Below are 18,893 nucleotides of genomic sequence, written 5' to 3' on the forward strand. Positions count from 1 at the left end.
CACTGTGCAAATAGATCAACAATGAGACTGACAAATTCATTGTTGATTTTTTATTTTAATAATAATTGTTATTTTTCCTTATATAGTATACAAATTATTGTTAAATTGTTTATTATGTATTTTTGGTCTACGTTTTTGTTAATTTTCGTAACGCCCATGTAACATAAACAAGGCACAATGGAAGACATGATAAAGAGAATATTGATTGCAAGCGCTACAATGACGGGAGTTGCATTGGGTGCATTGGGAACACAACTACAAACAGAAAATCAGCCAACTGATGCTGCAAGTCTTGACCAAAAAGTCGACGTCAAAGCAGTTGACGCGGCTGCTGAATCATTGGCTGATGTTAAGATGATTTCATTGCCTAAGGCACAAGTGCCAAAGCCTTCAGAAAAAGTTGACGACAAGACTAAAGATCAGCCAGTGGCTACATCTGAAACAGCAACGGCTCAAAGTGACGCTAATCAGGCACCAACAGTAACTGAGGTTAGCACTAATGCTAATACAAACAACACGGATAATGTTTCATCAGTCGCTAATAGTCAAGCCACAGTGACAGCGGTATCGCAACCCGCTACGCCAGCAGTATCCGCCGACATTCAGTGGTTGATTCAACGCGAAAGTGGTGGCAATCCAAATGCTCAAAACGGTCCATATTATGGTATTGGTCAATTAACTGAAGCATATTACGCGCAATATGTTCCTGGTCAAGATTACCGTGGTAATTACGCTGTTCAGTTAGAAGCTATGCAAAAATACATTGCCGCTCGATATGGTTCAGTAGCTAATGCAATTGCACATTGGCAAGCCAATAATTGGTATTAATAAACGTGTAACCCGTCTTACGGGTTTTTTTGTTATAATAGATAAAGAAACAAACGAGATGAAAGATGGATACGATGCGCTTAGAACACTTTACACCGACATATATGGTCGAACGAATATATGATTTAACAGTCGATGATTTGAAGGCGCATGGAATTAAAACAGTGCTCGCAGATTTAGACAATACATTGCTGGCATGGAACAATCCTGAGGGTACGCCCGAATTACGTCAATGGTTACAGGACCTACGTGATGGCGGTATTGAACTAATTGTAGTATCAAACAATACGACAAAACGAGTGGCTAAAGCAGTTGCACCATTGAACGTCAATTTTGTTTCATGGTCGCTAAAGCCATTGCCGCGTGGCATACTACACATACTAAGAACTCATCATCTTAAGCGCGATGAAGTAATTATGGTTGGCGATCAAATGCTAACTGACGTTTGGGCTGCACACAGTGCTGGCATTAGAAGTGTTTTAGTTCAACGTCTAATCGAGTCGGATATGTGGCAAACATGGCTTAATCGCAGTATTGAAAAGTACATTAAGAAAATTGTCTTTAAAGCACATCCATATTTAAAATGGGAGAAAACATTACGTGACAACTGAAATCACTGACGACTACGTTCAAACACAATTAAATGAAGGCTTACGCTGTATTGGCTGTGGAGCTTTAATGCAAATTACTAGCCCAGAAAAAGCTGGATATTTGCCATTAAGCGCCTTAAAAAAATCCATTGATAGCGATGCGCTTTTCTGTCAGCGCTGTTTTAGGCTACGTCATTATAACGAAATTCAACCAGTCGAATTAACTGACGATGACTTCGCCAGATTATTGCATCAAATTTCTGAGACAAAAGCGTTGATTGTCTATGTAGTGGATTTATTTGATGTGACTGGGTCTGAAATTGCTGGGTTGCCACGTTTTGTAGGTGACAACAACCCTATTTTAGTGGTGGGAAATAAAGTAGATTTGCTTCCTAAGCTATTGAAGCAGAATCGACTAAAACAATGGTTGCAGGCAATGCTTAAAACTCAAGGGATTAAACCAGCTGATATTTTTTTGACTTCTGCTGCGCATCCTAAAAATTTAGATGAATTACTTGAATGCATTGACCAATTGAGACACGATCGTGATGTTTACGTAGTGGGTGTGACTAATGTTGGTAAATCAACACTGATCAATCAAATTATCAAGTCACGGACTGGTGTTCAGGATTTGATAACAACTTCACGTTTTCCAGGGACCACATTGGACCGCATTGAAATTCCGTTAGCAGATGGTCATCAATTAATTGACACACCAGGCATTATCAAACGTGAGCAAATGGCACATGTTATTGCTGATAAAGATTTAAAGTATGCGTTGCCGAAGAAAGAAATCAAGCCACGTACTTATCAGCTCAATCCGGAACAAACGCTGTTCTTAGGTGGATTGGCTAGGTTTGATTTTCTGAGTGGGGAACGTACGGCTGTCACGGCTTATTTTGAAAATAATTTAAATATCCACCGCACTAAATTAAATGGCGCAGATGAATTTTATAATCGACATGTTGGTGAATTACTAACACCAGCGCCACTGAATTTGACGACTTCACCACTTGTCAAACGTGAATTCAATATCATCGAAAAAAGTGATCTCGTTTTTGCTGGATTAGGTTGGATTACCTTGCCAGCGGGCATTAAAGTTGCCGGATGGGTACCAGAGGGCGTTGACGTTCTAATTAGAAAGGCTATGATTTAATGACACTTACAGGAAAACAAAAGCGTTTCTTACGCTCACAAGCAAACACTTTATCGCCAATTTTTTCGGTCGGTAAAAATGGTTTGACGACAACTTGGCTAGAGGAATTAGTGATGGCGATTGCAAAGCGTGAACTAATTAAGATTAGTTTGCAACAAGGATCTGAGGAAACGGTTGATTCAGTTGCCGACTATATCGAGACGCACTCAGATATTTCAGTTGTTCAAACGATTGGCCGGACAATTGTCTTATATTTACCAGCAGTAGAAGAGAAATATCAGAAAGTTTCAGTTGCTTTAGAAAAAATCTAAGGGTGTCAATATGCGAGAAACAGTAACCATTGCGCCACAAGTCCAAACGGAAACAGCGCCTCAGAAAGAAAAAAAACGAATAGGTATTTTTGGTGGGACGTTTAATCCGCCGCATATCGGACAACTCGTTTTAGCTGAAAGTGTTGGGCGACAATTAGGCCTTGAAAAAGTTTATTGGATGCCGAATGCTCAACCCGTTGATGGCACACATGCCAGTGCGATTGCGCCATCATATCGTATGCAAATGGTTCACTTGGCAATTACTGATAATGCTTTTTTTGACATAGAACTTTTGGAAATTCGCAATGGTGGTGAGTCGCATACCTTCAATACGATGCGCGAATTAGTCTCATTGCATCCTGAAAATGAATACTATTTTATTTTGGGAGCAGAAAAAATCAAAACATTAGCAACTTGGGACCATATAGATGAGCTGAGTCAACTGGTTACTTTTGCTGCTGGTGTGCGTGAAGGACAATCTACTTCATCAGATTACCCAGTATTGTGGTTTAACGTGCCGGATATTCGTGTCAGTGCATCAGAAATACGAACTAGAATTAGAATGAATCAAAGTATTAATTATTTAGTACCTGAACGCGTGGCCCTATTTATGCAAGAATATAATTTATATCGAGGATTTTATGACTAAATATTTTGATGGCAGTATTGCTCAACTCGAAGAAAAAGTTGAGGCTCAGTTATCAGATTACCGTTTTCAACATGTACGCCGTGTACGGGATTATGCGGTTCAATTAGCGGAAGCAAATGGTGTTGATCCCGATCAAGCAGAGGTAGCGGCATTAGTTCATGACTATGCTAAAGAACGCTCAGATAGTGACTTTATAGCTGTTATCAAACGCAAAAAAATGGATCCCGATTTATTGAATTGGGGCAATTATATTTGGCACGGTGTCGTTGGTGCTGAAATGATTCATGATGAACTAGGCATTACGGACCCTGATATTTTAACGGCTGTGCGTGAGCATACCACTGGTGCTGGAGCGACGATGAGTAAGCTTTCACAAGTGATTTTCATGGCAGACTATTTGGAAGTGGGTCGTGATTTTGATGGCGTCCAAGTGGCAAGAGATATTACTAAGCAGTCCCTTGAGCAGGGTGTAAAATACCAAATTGTGCATACGTTGGCACGATTGGTGAAAAAAGAAACGCCAATTTATCCCAAATCATTGGAAACTTATAATTACTGGGTTAGGAAAGAAAACTAAAATATGACAACAATTTTAAATGTGAACACAGTTTTGGAAACAGCAGTTGCGGCAGTTGATGCCAAAAAGGCTAATAATATTGTAGCGCTAGATATGCGTGAAGTGAGCTTGATGGCAGATTACTTTGTGATTGCCGATGCTGCCTCTACCAGACAAGTACAAGCCATTGCGACGGAAGTGAAAGATAAAATTGAGGCTGCCGGTGGTGAAGTACGATTTACAGAAGGTTTTCGAGAAGGTCAATGGGTATTGATGGACTTAGGGGACGTTATCGTACACATCTTTGATACTGAAAGTCGTGATTTTTATAACTTGGAACGATTGTGGCATGATGCACCATATGTTGATTTAACAAGTTTATTAGTAGAGGATTAAAAAGGCTGGGACAACTTGTGCCAGTTTTTTTATGTTAAAATTGAGAATATGACTAAGAACATTAACGATAATTACACAACTTTTGCTGCTAAATATGACCGATTATTTGATTCGGACATGTACCAGGATTGGCTATCCTATGTCACCCAATACACCACTCCGACAAATGTACTCGATCTGGGTGGTGGCGCTGGACGGCTAGGTGTTTTGTTAGCAGAACATCAATATCAGGTCACAGTTTTAGATTTGTCACCAGATATGTTATCTTTAGCTCAGACACATGCAAGTCATGCTAACGTTGATTTGACACTTTTACAGGCAGATATGCGTGAATTTAGTGATTGGTCAACGGCATATCCGTTGATTGTTAGCTTTGCAGATGCGTTGAACTATTTACCAAATATTGCTGATTTAGAGGCTGCGTTGATCCAGGTTTTTGATCATTTAACTGATGGTGGCATGTTCCTGTTTGATGTGATTACACCTTATCAAATTAATGTTGGTTATGATAATTACTACTATAATAATGACGACGATCCAGAAAATATTTTAATGTGGACTAGTTTTGCTGGAGATGAAATGAACAGCGTCGATCACGATCTTAAATTTTTTGTTTATGATGAAACGATTGATGGTTTTAAAATTATGCGTGAAATTCATCATGAGCAAACATATAGTTTAGCGACCTATGAACAGTTGTTAGCAAAAGTCGGTTTTCAAAACATTGAAGTTAGTGCAGATTTTGGTCGTGATGACATTCAAGAAGATACAACGCGTTGGTTCTTTAAGGCGGTGAAACCATGAAAGCAGTTGGCTTAGTCACGGAGTACAATCCTTTTCACAACGGTCATATTTACCATATTGAAGCAGCCAAAGCTGCAACAGGTGCTGACGTTGTTGTCGCTGTCATGTCTGGCAATTTTGTTCAACGCGGTGAACCAGCGCTTATTGATAAATGGCATCGAGCGCAATTAGCTTTGTTGCATGGTGTTGATTTGGTCATCGAGTTACCAACCTTTTTTGCAGTACAGCCCAGTCATTTATTTGCTGATGGCGCGATTCAACTGTTAACCGCCTTAAATGTGAAACAAGTTGTGTTTGGGAGCGAACATGCTGATGTTGATTTTTTATCTTTGGCACAACAGGCACCAGACGTTAATCAAAATGATCAATTTAAGCAACATAATCAAACGTTCGCAAGCGTATACGCACAACAACTTTCAGACAAAACTGGTTTTGAGCTAAAAGAGCCCAACGATATTTTGGCGTTGGGATATGCAACAGCTGTTTTAAAGCAACAGTCACCGATTGAACTGATACCGATTCAACGCGTAGCTGCAGGATATCATGAATTACATTTTTCAGAAACACAAGAAATTGCGTCTGCTTCTGCCATTCGTCTGGCCCTCCACAAAGATCGTGCAGAAAAAATAAAAAATGTTGTACCAAATGATGTTTATCAAACTTTGACGTCTGAAGCCTCCACAATCAATTTTGAGGAAAAGTTTTGGCCCCTGTTGAAGTATCGTATTACAACAGATACGGTTGGCCAGCTAGGGCAAGTCTACCAAATGGCGGAAGGATTGGAACATCGTTTGGCCTCAGTTATGTTAACAGAACCAGCACCTACGAATTACCAAAATTTTATTAAAAGAACTAAATCAAAACGTTATACGTTTGCACGAATGCAACGCACATTATTGTACACGTTGCTGAATGTTAAGGTTGACCAAATGCAGGCCGCAATGCAAGACCCATATTTGAGAGTTTTGGGTTTCACACCGAATGGGCAACAGTATTTGAATGAAATCAAAAGAGACGTAACTTTACCATTGATTAGTAAAGTTGACAGTAACTTAGCCAGAGCGCAATTGCGTTTAGACTATAAAGCCGGCAAACTATGGCAACTCCTTGCCAACAATGCGACTGAACAACAAGATGTGACACGCGCACCAATATTTGTGGAGAAATAAAATGAAATTTGCAAAGAACCAATTATTAAAATATCGTCAAAAGCCCATGCTGTTGGCTGAACAGATAAATCTTGAACCTATTGCTAAAGAACGTTTCCCTGAGACCGTTTTAGCGTTGTCGCCTTTAGAAGTTGTGGGGCAAATCAGTTATTTAGGTAACGAAGATATCATTTTAAAAGTGACGGTTAAAGGCACAATTACCGTACCCTCGTCACGTTCTTTGGATGCTGTTGAGCTGCCAATTGATGTGACATTTGAGGAACGATACATTGAAGAAGTGACGCGCTTATCCGAATTTGAAGAAACAGACGCCGTATTTGTCCTTGAAAACGATGTGCTGAATGTGGATGATGCTATTTTAGATAATATTATTGCTAATTTACCGCTACAAATTTTAACGACTGAAGAAGAAAATAGTGATATTTTGCCATCAGGCAACGATTGGCATGTCATCAGTGAAGAAACATATAAAAATGAGAAAATGAGTGATAATAGCGCTAAATTAGACCCTCGTTTAGCAAAATTAGATGATTTTTTCAAAGAATGAGAAAACACTTGCAAAAAATATCAAAATCATCTAAACTAAAGTGAGTAATAGAATATAATATAGACTCGGTTTAAACCGATTTAAAATGTTGAGGACAAAAAATGAGTAAAGTATTGATTGTTGAAGATGAGGAAAACTTGGCAAAGTTTGTTGGTCTTGAACTTAAGCATGAAGGATATGAAGTTGAAACAGTTCATGATGGCCGTTCAGGTTTAGATTTGGCATTAGAAAATGATTATGATGTTATTTTGCTTGATTTGATGTTGCCTGAGTTAAATGGTTTGGAAGTAGCGCGTCGTCTTCGTGAGGCAAAGAAAACGCCAATTATCATGATGACAGCTCGAGATTCAGTGATTGATCGCGTTTCTGGTTTGGATTATGGTGCTGACGATTACTTGGTTAAGCCTTTCGCTATTGAAGAACTTTTGGCTCGAATTCGCTCGCTTTTGCGTCGTATTGCCATTGAGACGGAAGTGAACGATAAGCACCGTTCAATCATTAATTTTAAAGATTTGCGCATCGAAAAGGAAAATCGTATTGCACGTCGAGATGATCAAATTATCAACTTGACAAAACGTGAGTACGATTTGTTATTGACACTCGTTGAAAATATCAACGTTGTACAGTCTCGTGAGCAATTGCTTAAAGAAGTTTGGGGATTCGACTCAGAAGTTGAAACAAACGTTGTTGATGTTTATATCCGATATCTTCGCAATAAGATTGATGACCCAGAAAGCAAAGCGTCATATATCCAAACAGTACGTGGTACCGGTTATGTTATGCGTAGCTGATTTTAGGAACTAAAATATGGATACTGATAGAAACACAACTGAAAAAGCCGCACGTCGCTTCTCACTGCGTTGGCAGTTAGCAATTGGAATGGCGTCTGGCTTTTTTGTTATCTTTATTATTTTTGCACTCATTGTAACGGCATTAGTTCAAAAGTATTATGGCAATCCGCCAGATGCGATGATTATGTGGTTGTGGTCGATTGTTATTCTGGGTGGATTTGCTATTTTCATTTTTGCTTTTTTGTTGACACGATTAATTTTGAGACCAGTCACATCGATAGAAAGTACAATTGAGGCGTTTGAAGATGATCCAATGACAGACGTGCGTGTTAGTGAAGTAGGTGCTAATGATGAATTTTCGGATTTAACACGAATTTTAAATCGTACGATTGATCGATTACAAGGTTTAATTGGCGCGCAACAACAATTTGTGTCGGATGTTTCACATGAGTTGCGGACACCTGTTGCCATTGTTAAAGGACATATGGAACTGCTGAACCGTTGGGGTAAAGATGATCCGGAGGTACTTGATGATTCGATAAAGTCATCTCTGGCTGAAGTACAACGGATGGAGACACTCATCAATGAAATGTTAAATTTGACACGAGCAGAACAAATTCCAATCGAAAATATCAAAGAAATCACTGATGTTGGTGGTACCGTTCATCGCGTGTATGATAATTTCAAATTGATACATCCGGATTTTATTTTTACACTTGACGACGATTTATCTCAGCAAGCTGAAGTTAAAATTCGTCAGGACCATATGGAACAAATTTTGATTATTTTAGCAGATAACGCGGTCAAATATTCGTTAGACCGAAGAGAAATTCATTTTGCCTTGTCTCAAACAGCTAATCGTGTGGAAATTGGGGTGCAAGATTTCGGTGAGGGCCTTTCTGCTAAAGACTCTCAACGTGTGTTTGATCGCTTTTATCGTGTTGATAAGGCTAGATCTCGCGCCAAAGGCGGTAACGGGCTTGGGTTAAGCATAGCCCAACGATTGGTAGAAGCTTATGGTGGTGAAATTGCCTTGGAAAGTGCTGAAGGGTCAGGTTCAATTTTTACAATTCATCTCCCTTTGTACCATGAGGATGAAAATGAAAACGCTGGAAGTTAACGTATTTGGTGTTGTACAAGGTGTTGGGTTTAGATGGTTTGCGCAACAGGCGGCACAAAAAAATAATATCGTTGGTTGGGTGCGTAACCGAAAAGATGGCTCGGTCACAATACAAGCCCAAGGGACAGAAGAAAACATGGCTAATTTTTTAACCACTATCAAAAAGGGACCGGGATTTTATAGTCGCGTTGATGACGTTGAAATTGAATCAATTGCACCATTTGAATCAAATGTTTTTGCTATTCGATACTAATTCTTGGTATAATTATAATTTGTAATTATACGATGATTTTTAAACACGGTTTTCGAGGAGAAACTTTGATTATGAAACAACTAAAGCGCGTTTTAACTATTGCGTTTGTGATTTTAGATATTGTGTTATTGACGGGCGGTTATGATCAAAATAGTCGTATGTATCGTTGGATTGGTCATCCGCTTGCTGAAGTAATGACCAACATTGCTCACTTTATTGGTGGGGTTGACGGCATTGGTTGGGCGATTGTGATTATCACAGCCATTCTACGTTTGATTTTGTTACCGTTTTTCTTGAATCAACAAGTGAATACGACAATTAATCAAATCAAGATGCAGACACTGAAACCTGAAATTGACAAATTACAGGCCATTTCGCGTAAAGCTGGTACACCAGAAGAGCAACAAAAGGCTAGTATGTCAATGATGTCACTCTATCGAGAAAACGATGTCAGTGTCATGGGTGGCATGTCCTTTTTGACAATGGCGATGCAACTGCCAGTCTTTTCAGGCTTGTATTCAGCCATTTTGCATGCACCAGCCCTAAAGGGGGCATCATTTTTCAATTTTGATCTTGGGAAACCACAACTTGTCTTTGCGATTATCGCCGGTATTATTTATTTAGCTCAAGCGTGGTTAATGATGCAACACATGCCACAAGAGCAACGTAAAACATCAGCAGCTATGATGTTTATTAGTCCAATCATGATTTTTGGTTTTGCGATGATTGCAAGTGGCGCGATTGGTCTTTACTTTGTGGTTGGTGGTATTTTTGCTTTGATTCAATCGTTGATTCAGCATTTGCAACGTCCAGGTCTCGAAAAGCGCGTGGCTGGTGAATTTAAGATTAAGAAAACTGCTGATGATCTAATGGCTGAAGCGGCGACTGCACCAACTAATCCATCGATTCTTAATAACGCTCAAGCGTCGAGAAAGCCTTCTCAGAGCAATCAAAGCAAAAAAGGACGCAATGCCGGTAAACAAAAACGCTAGAATTAGAGTAAATTTTGCGTTTCAACAATCATAGAAAGAAAAGTACATGGAAAGAATTATTTCAAATCAAAATTCACGTGTCAAAGCATGGGCAAAATTATCGTCAAAAAAAGGTCGATTAGAAAATCATACTTATTTGCTTGATGGCTGGCACTTAGTCGAAGAAGCGGTTAAGGCGAACGCTAAGTTTCATGCAGTCATGGCAACATCATCACAAATGGCACTACATTTACCAGAAGTACCACATGGTGTACCCGCTTTTGAAATCAGTGAAGAAGTTGCTAAGCATATTGCTGGCACTAATACACCACAAGGGATTTTTGCAGAGATCAGTTTACCTGAAAAGACATTCGATCCCGCATACGTTCATGATGGTGCGTGGTTATTGCTTGACCAAATTCAAGATCCCGGTAACGTTGGAACATTAGTTAGAACAGCTGATGCTGCTGGCTTTAAAGGTGTTGTACTAGGTGAAGGCACTGCAGACGCTTTTGCGCCTAAAGTAGTACGAGCTATGCAAGGCTCTCAATTTCACTTAGAAGTTCTAAATGGTGATCTCAATCAATGGGTTGATGCGTTGACAAATAACGGTTTGCCAGTATATGGTTCTCAGTTGAATGAAGCAGCGCAATCATATCGTGATATTGAGCCAAGCACACAGTTTGGATTGATTTTAGGAAACGAAGGGCAAGGCATGTCAGATGAATTGGCAGCTAAAACAACAGCTAATTTGTATATTCCAATTCAGGGACAAGCAGAAAGCTTAAATGTCGCCATCGCTGGCGGTATTCTCATGTTCAGCTTGTCTCTAGGCAATGAATGAGCGACGGTTTCTCCAATACTAGCGATTTAGGGATAGATTTGCTATAATAGAAATATCGATTTAAGTAGAGGTTATGATTGTGGAAAAGACACTCACCGTTGCTTTGATTGTCGTAGGCTTTATGCTTATCGTCACAGTCATGATGCAACCTAGTAAACAACAGGACGCGTTATCAGCTTTATCTGGTGGTGCTGGCGATTTGTTCGCTGAGCGCAAGTCTCGAGGATTTGAAGCGGTTATGCGCCGTGTAACGTCTGTTCTTGGGGCGCTATGGTTCATTATTGGTTTTGCGCTGATGTACGTCTCAGCTCATTAAAAAACGAATTGGTCAGTTTACGCTTTTTTCGTAGACTGACTTTTTTTGTAGCAAACGTTGCGTTATTAAAAAGAAAATACTTAATTTAAAAGGAAAACACATGCATTTAGAAGAATTAAAAGCACAGCTGAATGGCTTTTTAAAGGCCAATTCATCACAGTCCTTTTCAGCTCAAAATCTAGCTGATGGTCTACGTATGAATGATAGTGCTGGTTATAAACAAGTGGTTAATGCGCTGAACGCGCTTGTCCGAAGTGGCGATGCACTTGATCGTGAACAACAATATCAGTATAACCCGAATGCGGGCTACACGTTTGGTGAGTACCGTGCTAATGACAAAGGTTTTGGCTTTGTCAAGTATGATGATGAATTACCAGACTTTTTTATCAATCCCGAAAACACATTGCAAGCAATGCAAGGTGACCGTGTTCGAGTTGAAACGATTAAACCTTCGCCTTCTCCAGATCGCGGTCCTGAAGGTAAAGTAGTTGAAATATTAGAGCATGCTTACGAGAGAATTGTGGGTACTTTTTCGCTTGGCTCTGATGCCAAGGACATGATTGGGGAACTTACCATTAGCGATAAAAAAGCGATGAGTTTCAAAGTCTTGGTTAATGGGGAAGGCTTGAAGCCAAATGATGGTCAGGTTGTTGTGGCTGAAGTTGTACGTTTTCCCGACCAAATTCACCCCAAAGAGCTCGTAGCAACCGTCACTGAAACGCTTGGTTACAAAGATGAACCAGGAATGGATATTTTGCAGATTGTTTACAGCAAAAAAGTTCCCAATGAGTTTCCTGCTGATGTGCTAGCGGATGCTGGTAAAATACCAACAGATGTACCAGAATCTGAATGGGCTGGTCGTGAGGATATCACCGAGCAAACATTGGTGACCATTGATGGTGCGGATACCAAAGATATTGATGATGCGGTTGTTGCTTGGAAGTTAGACAATGGTAATTACCATTTAGGTGTTCATATTGCTGACGTTTCCCATTACGTGACGGAAGGCTCGAGCATTGATCGCGAAGCATATAATCGTGGTACATCAGTGTATTTGACGGATCGTGTCATTCCAATGTTGCCACGTAATATTTCTAATGGTATTGCTTCACTTAATCCCAATGTTGTTCGTTTGGCCATGTCAGCTGAAATGGAAATTAATCCACAAGGTAAAGTTGTCAAACATCGGTTACATACTTCGGTTATGAAGTCACATGCTCGTATGACTTATGATGCAGTGAATAAAATTCTCGAAGGGGACGTTTTTGTTCAAGAAGAGTATGCAAACTTAGTACCTATGTTCAAAGTGATGGGGGAGTTGCATGATATTTTGTACAATATGCGTAAGCAGCGTGGTGCGATTGAGTTTGACGCACCAGAGGCGCAAATCATTGTTGACGACGAGGGTAAAGCCGTCGATATTAAGCTGCGCGAACGTGGCACAGCTGAGCGTATGATTGAATCCTTTATGTTGGCAGCTAACGAAACTGTTGCTGAGCATTTTGACAAATTAGAAGTACCATTTTTATATCGTATTCATGAAACACCAGACGCAGAACGTGCCAAATCATTTTTTGAATTTTCAAAAGCTTTAGGACATCCAGTGATTGGAGATCCAAATAAAGTGACACCAATTATGCTGCAAAAACTAATGAATGATGTTGCCGGTGACCCTGCTGAACAAATGATTTCGACAATGATGTTGCGTGCGATGAAGCAAGCTAAATATTCACCGGATCCAGTTGGGCACTTTGGTTTGGGCGCTGATTTTTATACACACTTCACTTCACCGATCCGACGCTATCCCGATTTAACTGTGCATCGGTTGATTAAATGGTACACTCAAAACGGTTATGGTGTATCAGCACAAGAAAAGTATGCCAGCCATCTTGGCCAAATCGGTGAAGATACTAGTACTCGTGAGCGTCGCGCCATTGATACAGAACGTGATGTTGATGCACTCAAAAAAGCTGAATATATGCTTGATAAGATAGGACTAGAGTTTGACGGTGTTGTCAATTCAGCTCTGAAATTTGGTCTGTTTATTAGTCTAGAAAATACTGTTGAAGGACTGGTGCATATATCAAATCTGACAGATGATCATTATGAGTACGATGAGTCACACGCAGCACTGATTGGGCGATCCAAACACCATATTTTCCAGATTGGTCAAAAGGTTCGTGTCAAAGTGATTCGAGTTAATAAGGATGAGCGTACAGTTGACTTTATGTTGGTCAATCCGCAAGATGCACCAACCACTACTATCCGCGTTGCTTCTCAATCGCATGGCAAATTTGGAAAAGGACGTAACCGCGATGAACGTCGTAAAAATGAACGTCGCGGCAAGTCAGAAGGTCCAAAAACTAAGCGAGGACCATTGGACAGCAAACAAGGGCACAAACGAGATAGTAAACGTAATTTCTAAGGTGGTTTTGAATGGCAAAGAAAAAACAGAATGAACAATATCTTGCTCAAAATCGAAAAGCTAGGTTTAATTATGCAATTTCAGAAACCTTTGAGGCGGGTATTTCGCTGACGGGGACAGAAATCAAGTCAGTGCGCGCCTCACAAATTACAATTAGTGACGGATTCGTTACCATACATGATGGGAATGCGCTGTTAACGAATGTCAATATTGCTTCTTATGCGCAGGGTAATCAATTTAATGTTGATCCTTTACGTACTCGGCAACTTTTACTTCACAAGCGAGAAATCCTCACGTTAGCAAAAGCTGCACAAGAACAGGGTGTGACAATTGTACCGCTCAAAGTGTATCTGAAACATGGCTTTGCCAAAGTATTGATTGGCATTGGTCGTGGCAAAAAGAAGTACGATAAACGTACTGATATAAAAAAACGTGATCAAGAAAGAGAACTAGCACGGCGATTTAAAAATTAAATTTGATCCGTAACAATAACCGTTTAGCCACTATCCTCACTATTGACCGGAACTCTAATAATCGCTATACTTAATGTATGTGAAAATAGAGTTTCACAAGCTGAAAGGAAATGCTAACATGATAGTTACAATCATTTCAGCGCTCTTCGCAATTGTGATTGGTTATGGCATTGGCTACTATATGCGTAAATCTCAAGATGCACGCCAAGTAGCTTCTACTAAACAAATTGCAGCTAACATTCTTGAACAAGCAAATAAAGAAGCTAAAAGTTTAAAACGTGCAGCTGAAGTTGATGCCAAAGATTTGGCACAGACTTATCGTAACAAGGTCGATGATGCATTCAAAGACCGGCAAACGCAGTTGCAACAACAAGAACAAAGGCTTGAAGACCGTATCAGTAACCTCGATAAAAAAGATGCGGCCCTCAATCAACGTGATGCTTCTCTGATTCAAAAAGAAAATCAGGTCCAGACACGTTTGGACGATGCAGAAAAGAAACACACGGTTGCCCAGAATTTGATGGTATCACAACAGGAAAAGTTGGAAGAAATCGGTCAACTTTCTCCAGACGATGCTAAAGAACAAATTTTAAGTAAAACAAAGACAACGCTCGTTCGCCAGCGTGCTGCCCTAATTAAGGAAGCACAGGACGACGCAACGAGCGAAGCTGAAAAACGAGCACGTAATATCGTCGTGCAAGCGATTCAGCGGTCGGCAGCAGACTCGGTGGCTGATGTTACTGTATCTGTTGTGAACTTACCAAGTGAAGATATGAAAGGTCGAATCATTGGGCGTGAAGGCCGCAATATTCGAACACTTGAGTCTTTGACTGGTATTGATTTGATCATTGATGATACACCTGAGTCGGTTGTCTTGAGTGGCTTTGACCCTGTTCGTCGAGAAATTGCCAAAATGGCCCTTGACGCATTAGTGGCAGACGGTCGAATCAATCCGTCTCGTATTGAAGAGATGGTTGAAAAATCAAGACGCCAAATGGATGAAACCATTCGTGAAAAAGGTGAACAGACTGTATTTGAATTGGGTCTACGCGGTATTCACCCTGATTTGATCAAAATGATTGGACGTATGAATTATCGAACTTCATACGGACAAAATGTGCTCCAACATTCAATCGAGGTCGCAAAACTTGCGGGAATGATGGCAGCAGAGCTTAAAATGGATGTCGCGCTTGCGAAGCGCGCTGGTTTATTACACGATATTGGAAAAGCAGTTGATGCTGAAGTTGAAGGATCACATGTTGAGTTAGGCGTTCGATTGGCTGAAAAGTTTGAAGAAAAGCCGATTGTTATCAATGCAATAGCTTCTCATCATGGTGACGTTGAGTCGATTTCTCCAATTTCAGATTTGGTTGCTGCAGCTGATGGCATTAGTGCAGCTCGACCTGGGGCTCGTAGTGAGTCACTAGAAAATTATGTACAGCGTTTAAAGGATTTGGAAGCTATTGCTAACAATTATCCTGGCGTGCATACTGCTTATGCGATTCAAGCAGGACGAGAAATTCGCGTCATTGTTGAACCTACCAGAGTCAATGATTTGCAGGCCACAGTATTGGCACATGATATTAAATCTACTGTTGAAGAAAAGTTGGACTATCCTGGTCACGTTAAGATTACGATTATTCGTGAAACGCGTGCTGTGGATTATGCCCACTGATATAACAAATTGAAGTGTAAGATCAAGTTTAAAAAAAGTCGTTCATTGAACGATTTTTTTTGTTATAATTAACCTAATTGAAAACGTTTTATTTTTCATAAAAGTTTAACAAAACGTGATTCTAGTAGCATCAACAAGGAGGAGTATATGGAACCTGGACAACTTGCTTTACTGATTTTCGCCGTTGCATTTTTAATTTTGGTGATTTTTATCGGTATTTTCCTAATGCGTTTAACACGCTCTCTAGGTGTTATTACGCTGGACGTCGATACAATTGCAAGATCAAGTAATGAAATACTCGGTAATGCTAACACATTGTTGAACGATGTGAACGGCAAGGTTAAAAAACTTGACCCGACTGTTCAAGCGATGGCTGATCTGTCGGAAACGGTATCACATCTCAATAGTTCGGTGCAAAATGTTACGAACCGATTCTCTAGTGCAAAAGCTACGGCGAGTGCTGGAGCTGGTGGTGTGGCGGCTGTGGTTGCAAAAAAAGCAACGTCAGCTGCAATGAACAAATTCAAATCAAAAAAGACGGAGGTCTAACACATGTCAAAAGCAAAAGGTTTATTTTTTGGAATTTTAGCTGGGGCGGCAGCGGTTGTTGCATTCAAAGCTTTACCTAAAACTAAGCAGGATCAGCTCACTGAAAAAGCACAAGAAACAGGTGTTCTATTGCGTGACAAAGCCTATGATGCTGCTTATGCTGCTGCGGATTTAGCGGGAGACGTCACTGAAAAAGCTAAAGCTAAAGCCACAGAACTAAAGTCACAAAGCCAAGAAAAATATGGTGATCAGTTAGATTCAGCTTCTGGTAAGCTCAAGGAAATTACCGATCAAGCAGCACCGTACGTTGATAAGGCGAAAGACTTTGTATCGCCTTATGTTGCCAAAACACAGGATGCAATTGCCGATTTACGTGACAAGTTTGCCAGTGAGGATATCGAATTAACGCAGGATGATGTTGATCTGGAATCTGCACTAGATGATTTGGCTGATGAGGAAAAATCAGATGAGACAGTTGCAGCAGAGTCTACTGCTGATGTAGAAGAAGTTTCTGCTGAAAAAGCTGTTGACGAATTAACAGATGATAAGCCAAAAGCAAACTAATTTAAAAAGCTGAACACTTTATACAAGATGTTCAGCTTTTTTTGTGTTGGCGAAATGTAATTTGGCAAATTGACTAAGGTCTTTGCCGTTGCGTAGTAGTTGAGCGGCAACTTCGTCAACCGCGTGACCAGCGCCAATAGGCAGTGCCACACCGGCGTCTTTGCTGAGTTGTTTGAGTGTGTTCAGCTCTACGACTCTAGCTAGAATTGAAGCTGCGGCAACGCTTAGGTGGTATTGCTCGCCTTTCGTCGTGAAATAAACATTTTCTGAAATAATACGCGGTTGGTGTGATCTACTAAGATAACGATAGTAGGTATCGCGTTGTGCAAATTGATCGATTAAAATTGCTCGTGGTTTTGCCGGTGCAATTTTGTCAAGCACTTTTGCCAACGCAAAATTGTGCGAAATTGCTTTTAGTTGATTGACATTATTATTTGGTTGCAGTTGATTGTACTTTTCTGGCATCAAATTAACGACATGATGTGGTAGACGTGCAATTATTTCTGGTGCAATGGCTCTCATTTTTTGATCGGTTAACGTTTTTGAATCCGCAATACCTAATTGACGTACCCAGTCAAGATCGTCCTCACTGACAAAAACTGCAGCAGTTGTTAGTGGACCAAAATACGCACCGGCACCAACTTCGTCAGATCCTAATACAGACCAATTTTTAAAATCAATTGGTATACTGTCTGAATTGTGATTTGCTTTACTTGCAGGTGTCAGAGTTTGCCATTTAGCTGCTTCAAGACTATGTCCTTTACCTTGAAACATAACTTTGCCCGATTGGTAGCCAGTAATGTGTGCGGTTGGGGTGCGGGCTGAAAAAATAGCACCATTGGGAATCACATTACCGCTATACTTGGCATAGTATTGCGCCATCTTTTGTAATTGTCCGGAAGTAACTTGAATAACTGTTTGCATATTAGCAAGTATAGCAGTTTTTGAGGGTGAGGTCGATAACATGTGTTGCCGATTAGCCCGTCTAAGCGTCGTGACGAAGTCGAGACTTAAAAAACATGTTGACGAGAGGCTTTTTTTTCGGTATACTTAATATTTGTTATGGCGCTATGGTCAAGTGGTTAAGACGTCGGCTTCTCAGGCCGAAATCGAGGGTTCGACTCCCTCTAGCGCTATTCTAGCCGTTCTATCAAAATTCTTGATAGAACGTTTTTTTGTTATCATAATGTTATTTTTCACGCTGATAATGACTATAAAACACTAAAAATAGATAAATAAATGAAAATATATGTTATAATTATGGTGTAATAAATTAATTGTAAACGCTACCATATTCAAACCAAAATATGAACTAGATGGGTGGCGATGACGGGAGAAAGCTATGACAAAAAACACTCAAAAAATAACAGCAATCATTGTTTCTGTTGCACTTACTGGTGCGTTTGCCATTAGTGCACCACTTATCGCTAACGCAGCTGTGAATGATACGGTAAATGGAACTACAAGCCTAACGCTAACTGGGGATACTACCGCGCTGACATTAGATAGTGTGCCAAGTTTTGCATGGGGTTCAATGACAACAACAGCTGCACAAACACAACAAAACATTACAGGAACTGGTGATCTCCAAGTGACTGATGGGCGTGGTGGATCAACTGGCTACACTGTGACTGCTGTAGCTTCTAATATGACTAGTGGCGATGACACATTACCTGTCACTGCTATGTCAATTGATACGACGGCGTCATCTCCGTTGACAGGAGCGACAGGCGCAAATATCCTAACATCTAACACAGTTCTCTCAGGTGGCGTTGATTCTAACGGTACCCTAGCTACAACCGCTTCAACAGGCCATATAACAGTCGGTAATGCTGCCAAGACTGGTACTTATTCAGGTACAATCACATACACTATAAACGATGGTGGCCTTGAGTAATTGTGCTGT

General features: G+C 40.3%; 23 protein-coding genes and 1 tRNA gene. 23 read left to right on the forward strand and 1 reads right to left on the reverse strand.

Going from position 1 to position 18,893, the window contains the following annotated elements:
• Positions 1–177: 177 nt before the first annotated feature.
• From IEU65_RS07040 to IEU65_RS07140, 21 genes are all read left to right on the forward strand, one after another.
• On the forward strand, positions 178–828 hold the full coding sequence (locus IEU65_RS07040) for an aggregation-promoting factor C-terminal-like domain-containing protein (RefSeq protein WP_031941040.1): 651 nt from the start codon (positions 178–180) through the stop codon (positions 826–828).
• 74 nt (positions 829–902) lie between these two features.
• Positions 903–1,439, forward strand: coding sequence for a YqeG family HAD IIIA-type phosphatase (locus tag IEU65_RS07045; protein WP_031941039.1), 537 nt, complete (start codon positions 903–905; stop codon positions 1,437–1,439).
• Positions 1,429–2,574 (forward strand): ribosome biogenesis GTPase YqeH, encoded by a 1,146-nt coding sequence (yqeH, locus tag IEU65_RS07050; protein ID WP_010279903.1) that lies wholly within the window; start codon positions 1,429–1,431, stop codon positions 2,572–2,574. The genes IEU65_RS07045 and yqeH overlap by 11 nt, the downstream gene beginning before the upstream one ends.
• Positions 2,574–2,885 carry a ribosome assembly RNA-binding protein YhbY gene (yhbY, locus tag IEU65_RS07055; protein ID WP_010279900.1) on the forward strand — a complete coding sequence of 104 codons (312 nt, stop codon included), beginning with the start codon at positions 2,574–2,576 and terminating at the stop codon, positions 2,883–2,885. The genes yqeH and yhbY overlap by 1 nt, the downstream gene beginning before the upstream one ends.
• A 10-nt stretch (positions 2,886–2,895) precedes the next feature.
• Positions 2,896–3,534 carry a nicotinate-nucleotide adenylyltransferase gene (locus IEU65_RS07060; RefSeq protein WP_139968279.1) on the forward strand — a complete coding sequence of 213 codons (639 nt, stop codon included), beginning with the start codon at positions 2,896–2,898 and terminating at the stop codon, positions 3,532–3,534.
• Positions 3,527–4,111, forward strand: coding sequence for a bis(5'-nucleosyl)-tetraphosphatase (symmetrical) YqeK (yqeK, locus tag IEU65_RS07065; protein ID WP_010279894.1), 585 nt, complete (start codon positions 3,527–3,529; stop codon positions 4,109–4,111). Before IEU65_RS07060 ends, yqeK begins: the two co-directional genes overlap by 8 nt.
• Before the next feature lie 3 nt (positions 4,112–4,114).
• Positions 4,115–4,486 carry a ribosome silencing factor gene (gene rsfS, locus IEU65_RS07070; RefSeq protein WP_004911956.1) on the forward strand — a complete coding sequence of 124 codons (372 nt, stop codon included), beginning with the start codon at positions 4,115–4,117 and terminating at the stop codon, positions 4,484–4,486.
• 48 nt (positions 4,487–4,534) lie between these two features.
• A complete protein-coding gene (locus tag IEU65_RS07075; protein ID WP_010279890.1) occupies positions 4,535–5,290 on the forward strand; it encodes a class I SAM-dependent DNA methyltransferase in 756 nt (251 codons plus the stop codon).
• On the forward strand, positions 5,287–6,459 hold the full coding sequence (locus IEU65_RS07080; RefSeq protein ID WP_010279887.1) for a nucleotidyltransferase: 1,173 nt from the start codon (positions 5,287–5,289) through the stop codon (positions 6,457–6,459). The genes IEU65_RS07075 and IEU65_RS07080 overlap by 4 nt, the downstream gene beginning before the upstream one ends.
• Position 6,460: 1 nt before the next feature.
• Positions 6,461–7,006 carry a DUF177 domain-containing protein gene (locus IEU65_RS07085; RefSeq protein WP_010279881.1) on the forward strand — a complete coding sequence of 182 codons (546 nt, stop codon included), beginning with the start codon at positions 6,461–6,463 and terminating at the stop codon, positions 7,004–7,006.
• A 101-nt stretch (positions 7,007–7,107) separates the two neighbouring features.
• Positions 7,108–7,797, forward strand: coding sequence for a response regulator transcription factor (locus IEU65_RS07090; RefSeq protein ID WP_004911968.1), 690 nt, complete (start codon positions 7,108–7,110; stop codon positions 7,795–7,797).
• Positions 7,798–7,813: 16 nt separating this feature from the next.
• The gene (locus IEU65_RS07095) at positions 7,814–8,917 is read left to right on the forward strand and encodes a sensor histidine kinase (protein ID WP_010279875.1); all 1,104 of its coding nucleotides are present in this window, start codon (positions 7,814–7,816) and stop codon (positions 8,915–8,917) included.
• Entirely contained in the window at positions 8,898–9,170 is a 273-nt protein-coding gene (locus IEU65_RS07100; protein WP_010279871.1) for an acylphosphatase, read from the forward strand. Before IEU65_RS07095 ends, IEU65_RS07100 begins: the two co-directional genes overlap by 20 nt.
• Before the next feature lie 71 nt (positions 9,171–9,241).
• On the forward strand, positions 9,242–10,162 hold the full coding sequence (gene yidC, locus IEU65_RS07105; protein WP_010279868.1) for a membrane protein insertase YidC: 921 nt from the start codon (positions 9,242–9,244) through the stop codon (positions 10,160–10,162).
• Between the two features lie 46 nt (positions 10,163–10,208).
• A complete protein-coding gene (locus tag IEU65_RS07110) occupies positions 10,209–10,985 on the forward strand; it encodes a TrmH family RNA methyltransferase (RefSeq protein ID WP_010279865.1) in 777 nt (258 codons plus the stop codon).
• A gap of 79 nt (positions 10,986–11,064) precedes the next feature.
• On the forward strand, positions 11,065–11,301 hold the full coding sequence (gene secG, locus IEU65_RS07115) for a preprotein translocase subunit SecG (protein WP_277950318.1): 237 nt from the start codon (positions 11,065–11,067) through the stop codon (positions 11,299–11,301).
• 100 nt (positions 11,302–11,401) lie between these two features.
• Positions 11,402–13,726, forward strand: a complete 2,325-nt coding sequence (gene rnr / locus IEU65_RS07120; RefSeq protein WP_010279857.1) for a ribonuclease R — start codon at positions 11,402–11,404, stop codon at positions 13,724–13,726.
• A gap of 11 nt (positions 13,727–13,737) precedes the next feature.
• Entirely contained in the window at positions 13,738–14,199 is a 462-nt protein-coding gene (smpB, locus tag IEU65_RS07125; RefSeq protein ID WP_010279855.1) for an SsrA-binding protein SmpB, read from the forward strand.
• Positions 14,200–14,317: 118 nt separating this feature from the next.
• Positions 14,318–15,874 (forward strand): ribonuclease Y, encoded by a 1,557-nt coding sequence (gene rny / locus IEU65_RS07130; RefSeq protein ID WP_010279851.1) that lies wholly within the window; start codon positions 14,318–14,320, stop codon positions 15,872–15,874.
• Positions 15,875–16,021: 147 nt separating this feature from the next.
• On the forward strand, positions 16,022–16,423 hold the full coding sequence (locus tag IEU65_RS07135; RefSeq protein ID WP_010279847.1) for a DUF948 domain-containing protein: 402 nt from the start codon (positions 16,022–16,024) through the stop codon (positions 16,421–16,423).
• Positions 16,424–16,426: 3 nt separating this feature from the next.
• Positions 16,427–16,987: a hypothetical protein gene (locus IEU65_RS07140; RefSeq protein WP_010279844.1), complete on the forward strand. Its 561-nt coding sequence runs from the start codon at positions 16,427–16,429 to the stop codon at positions 16,985–16,987.
• Between the two features lie 18 nt (positions 16,988–17,005).
• Here IEU65_RS07140 and rnhC read toward each other — a convergent pair whose 3' ends face one another.
• On the reverse strand, positions 17,006–17,911 hold the full coding sequence (rnhC, locus tag IEU65_RS07145) for a ribonuclease HIII (protein ID WP_031941038.1): 906 nt from the start codon (positions 17,909–17,911) through the stop codon (positions 17,006–17,008).
• A gap of 140 nt (positions 17,912–18,051) precedes the next feature.
• Here rnhC and IEU65_RS07150 point away from each other — a divergent pair.
• Both IEU65_RS07150 and IEU65_RS07155 read left to right on the forward strand, forming a co-directional pair.
• Positions 18,052–18,123, forward strand: a tRNA-Glu gene (locus tag IEU65_RS07150).
• 206 nt (positions 18,124–18,329) lie between these two features.
• Complete coding sequence (locus IEU65_RS07155) at positions 18,330–18,884, forward strand: WxL domain-containing protein (RefSeq protein WP_010279838.1); 555 nt, start codon at positions 18,330–18,332, stop codon at positions 18,882–18,884.
• Positions 18,885–18,893: the final 9 nt, after the last annotated feature.

Origin of the sequence: Leuconostoc pseudomesenteroides KCTC 3652 (assembly GCF_014634745.1) — a bacterium.
In the GTDB taxonomy this organism is placed as follows: Bacteria; Bacillota; Bacilli; order Lactobacillales; family Lactobacillaceae; genus Leuconostoc; species Leuconostoc pseudomesenteroides.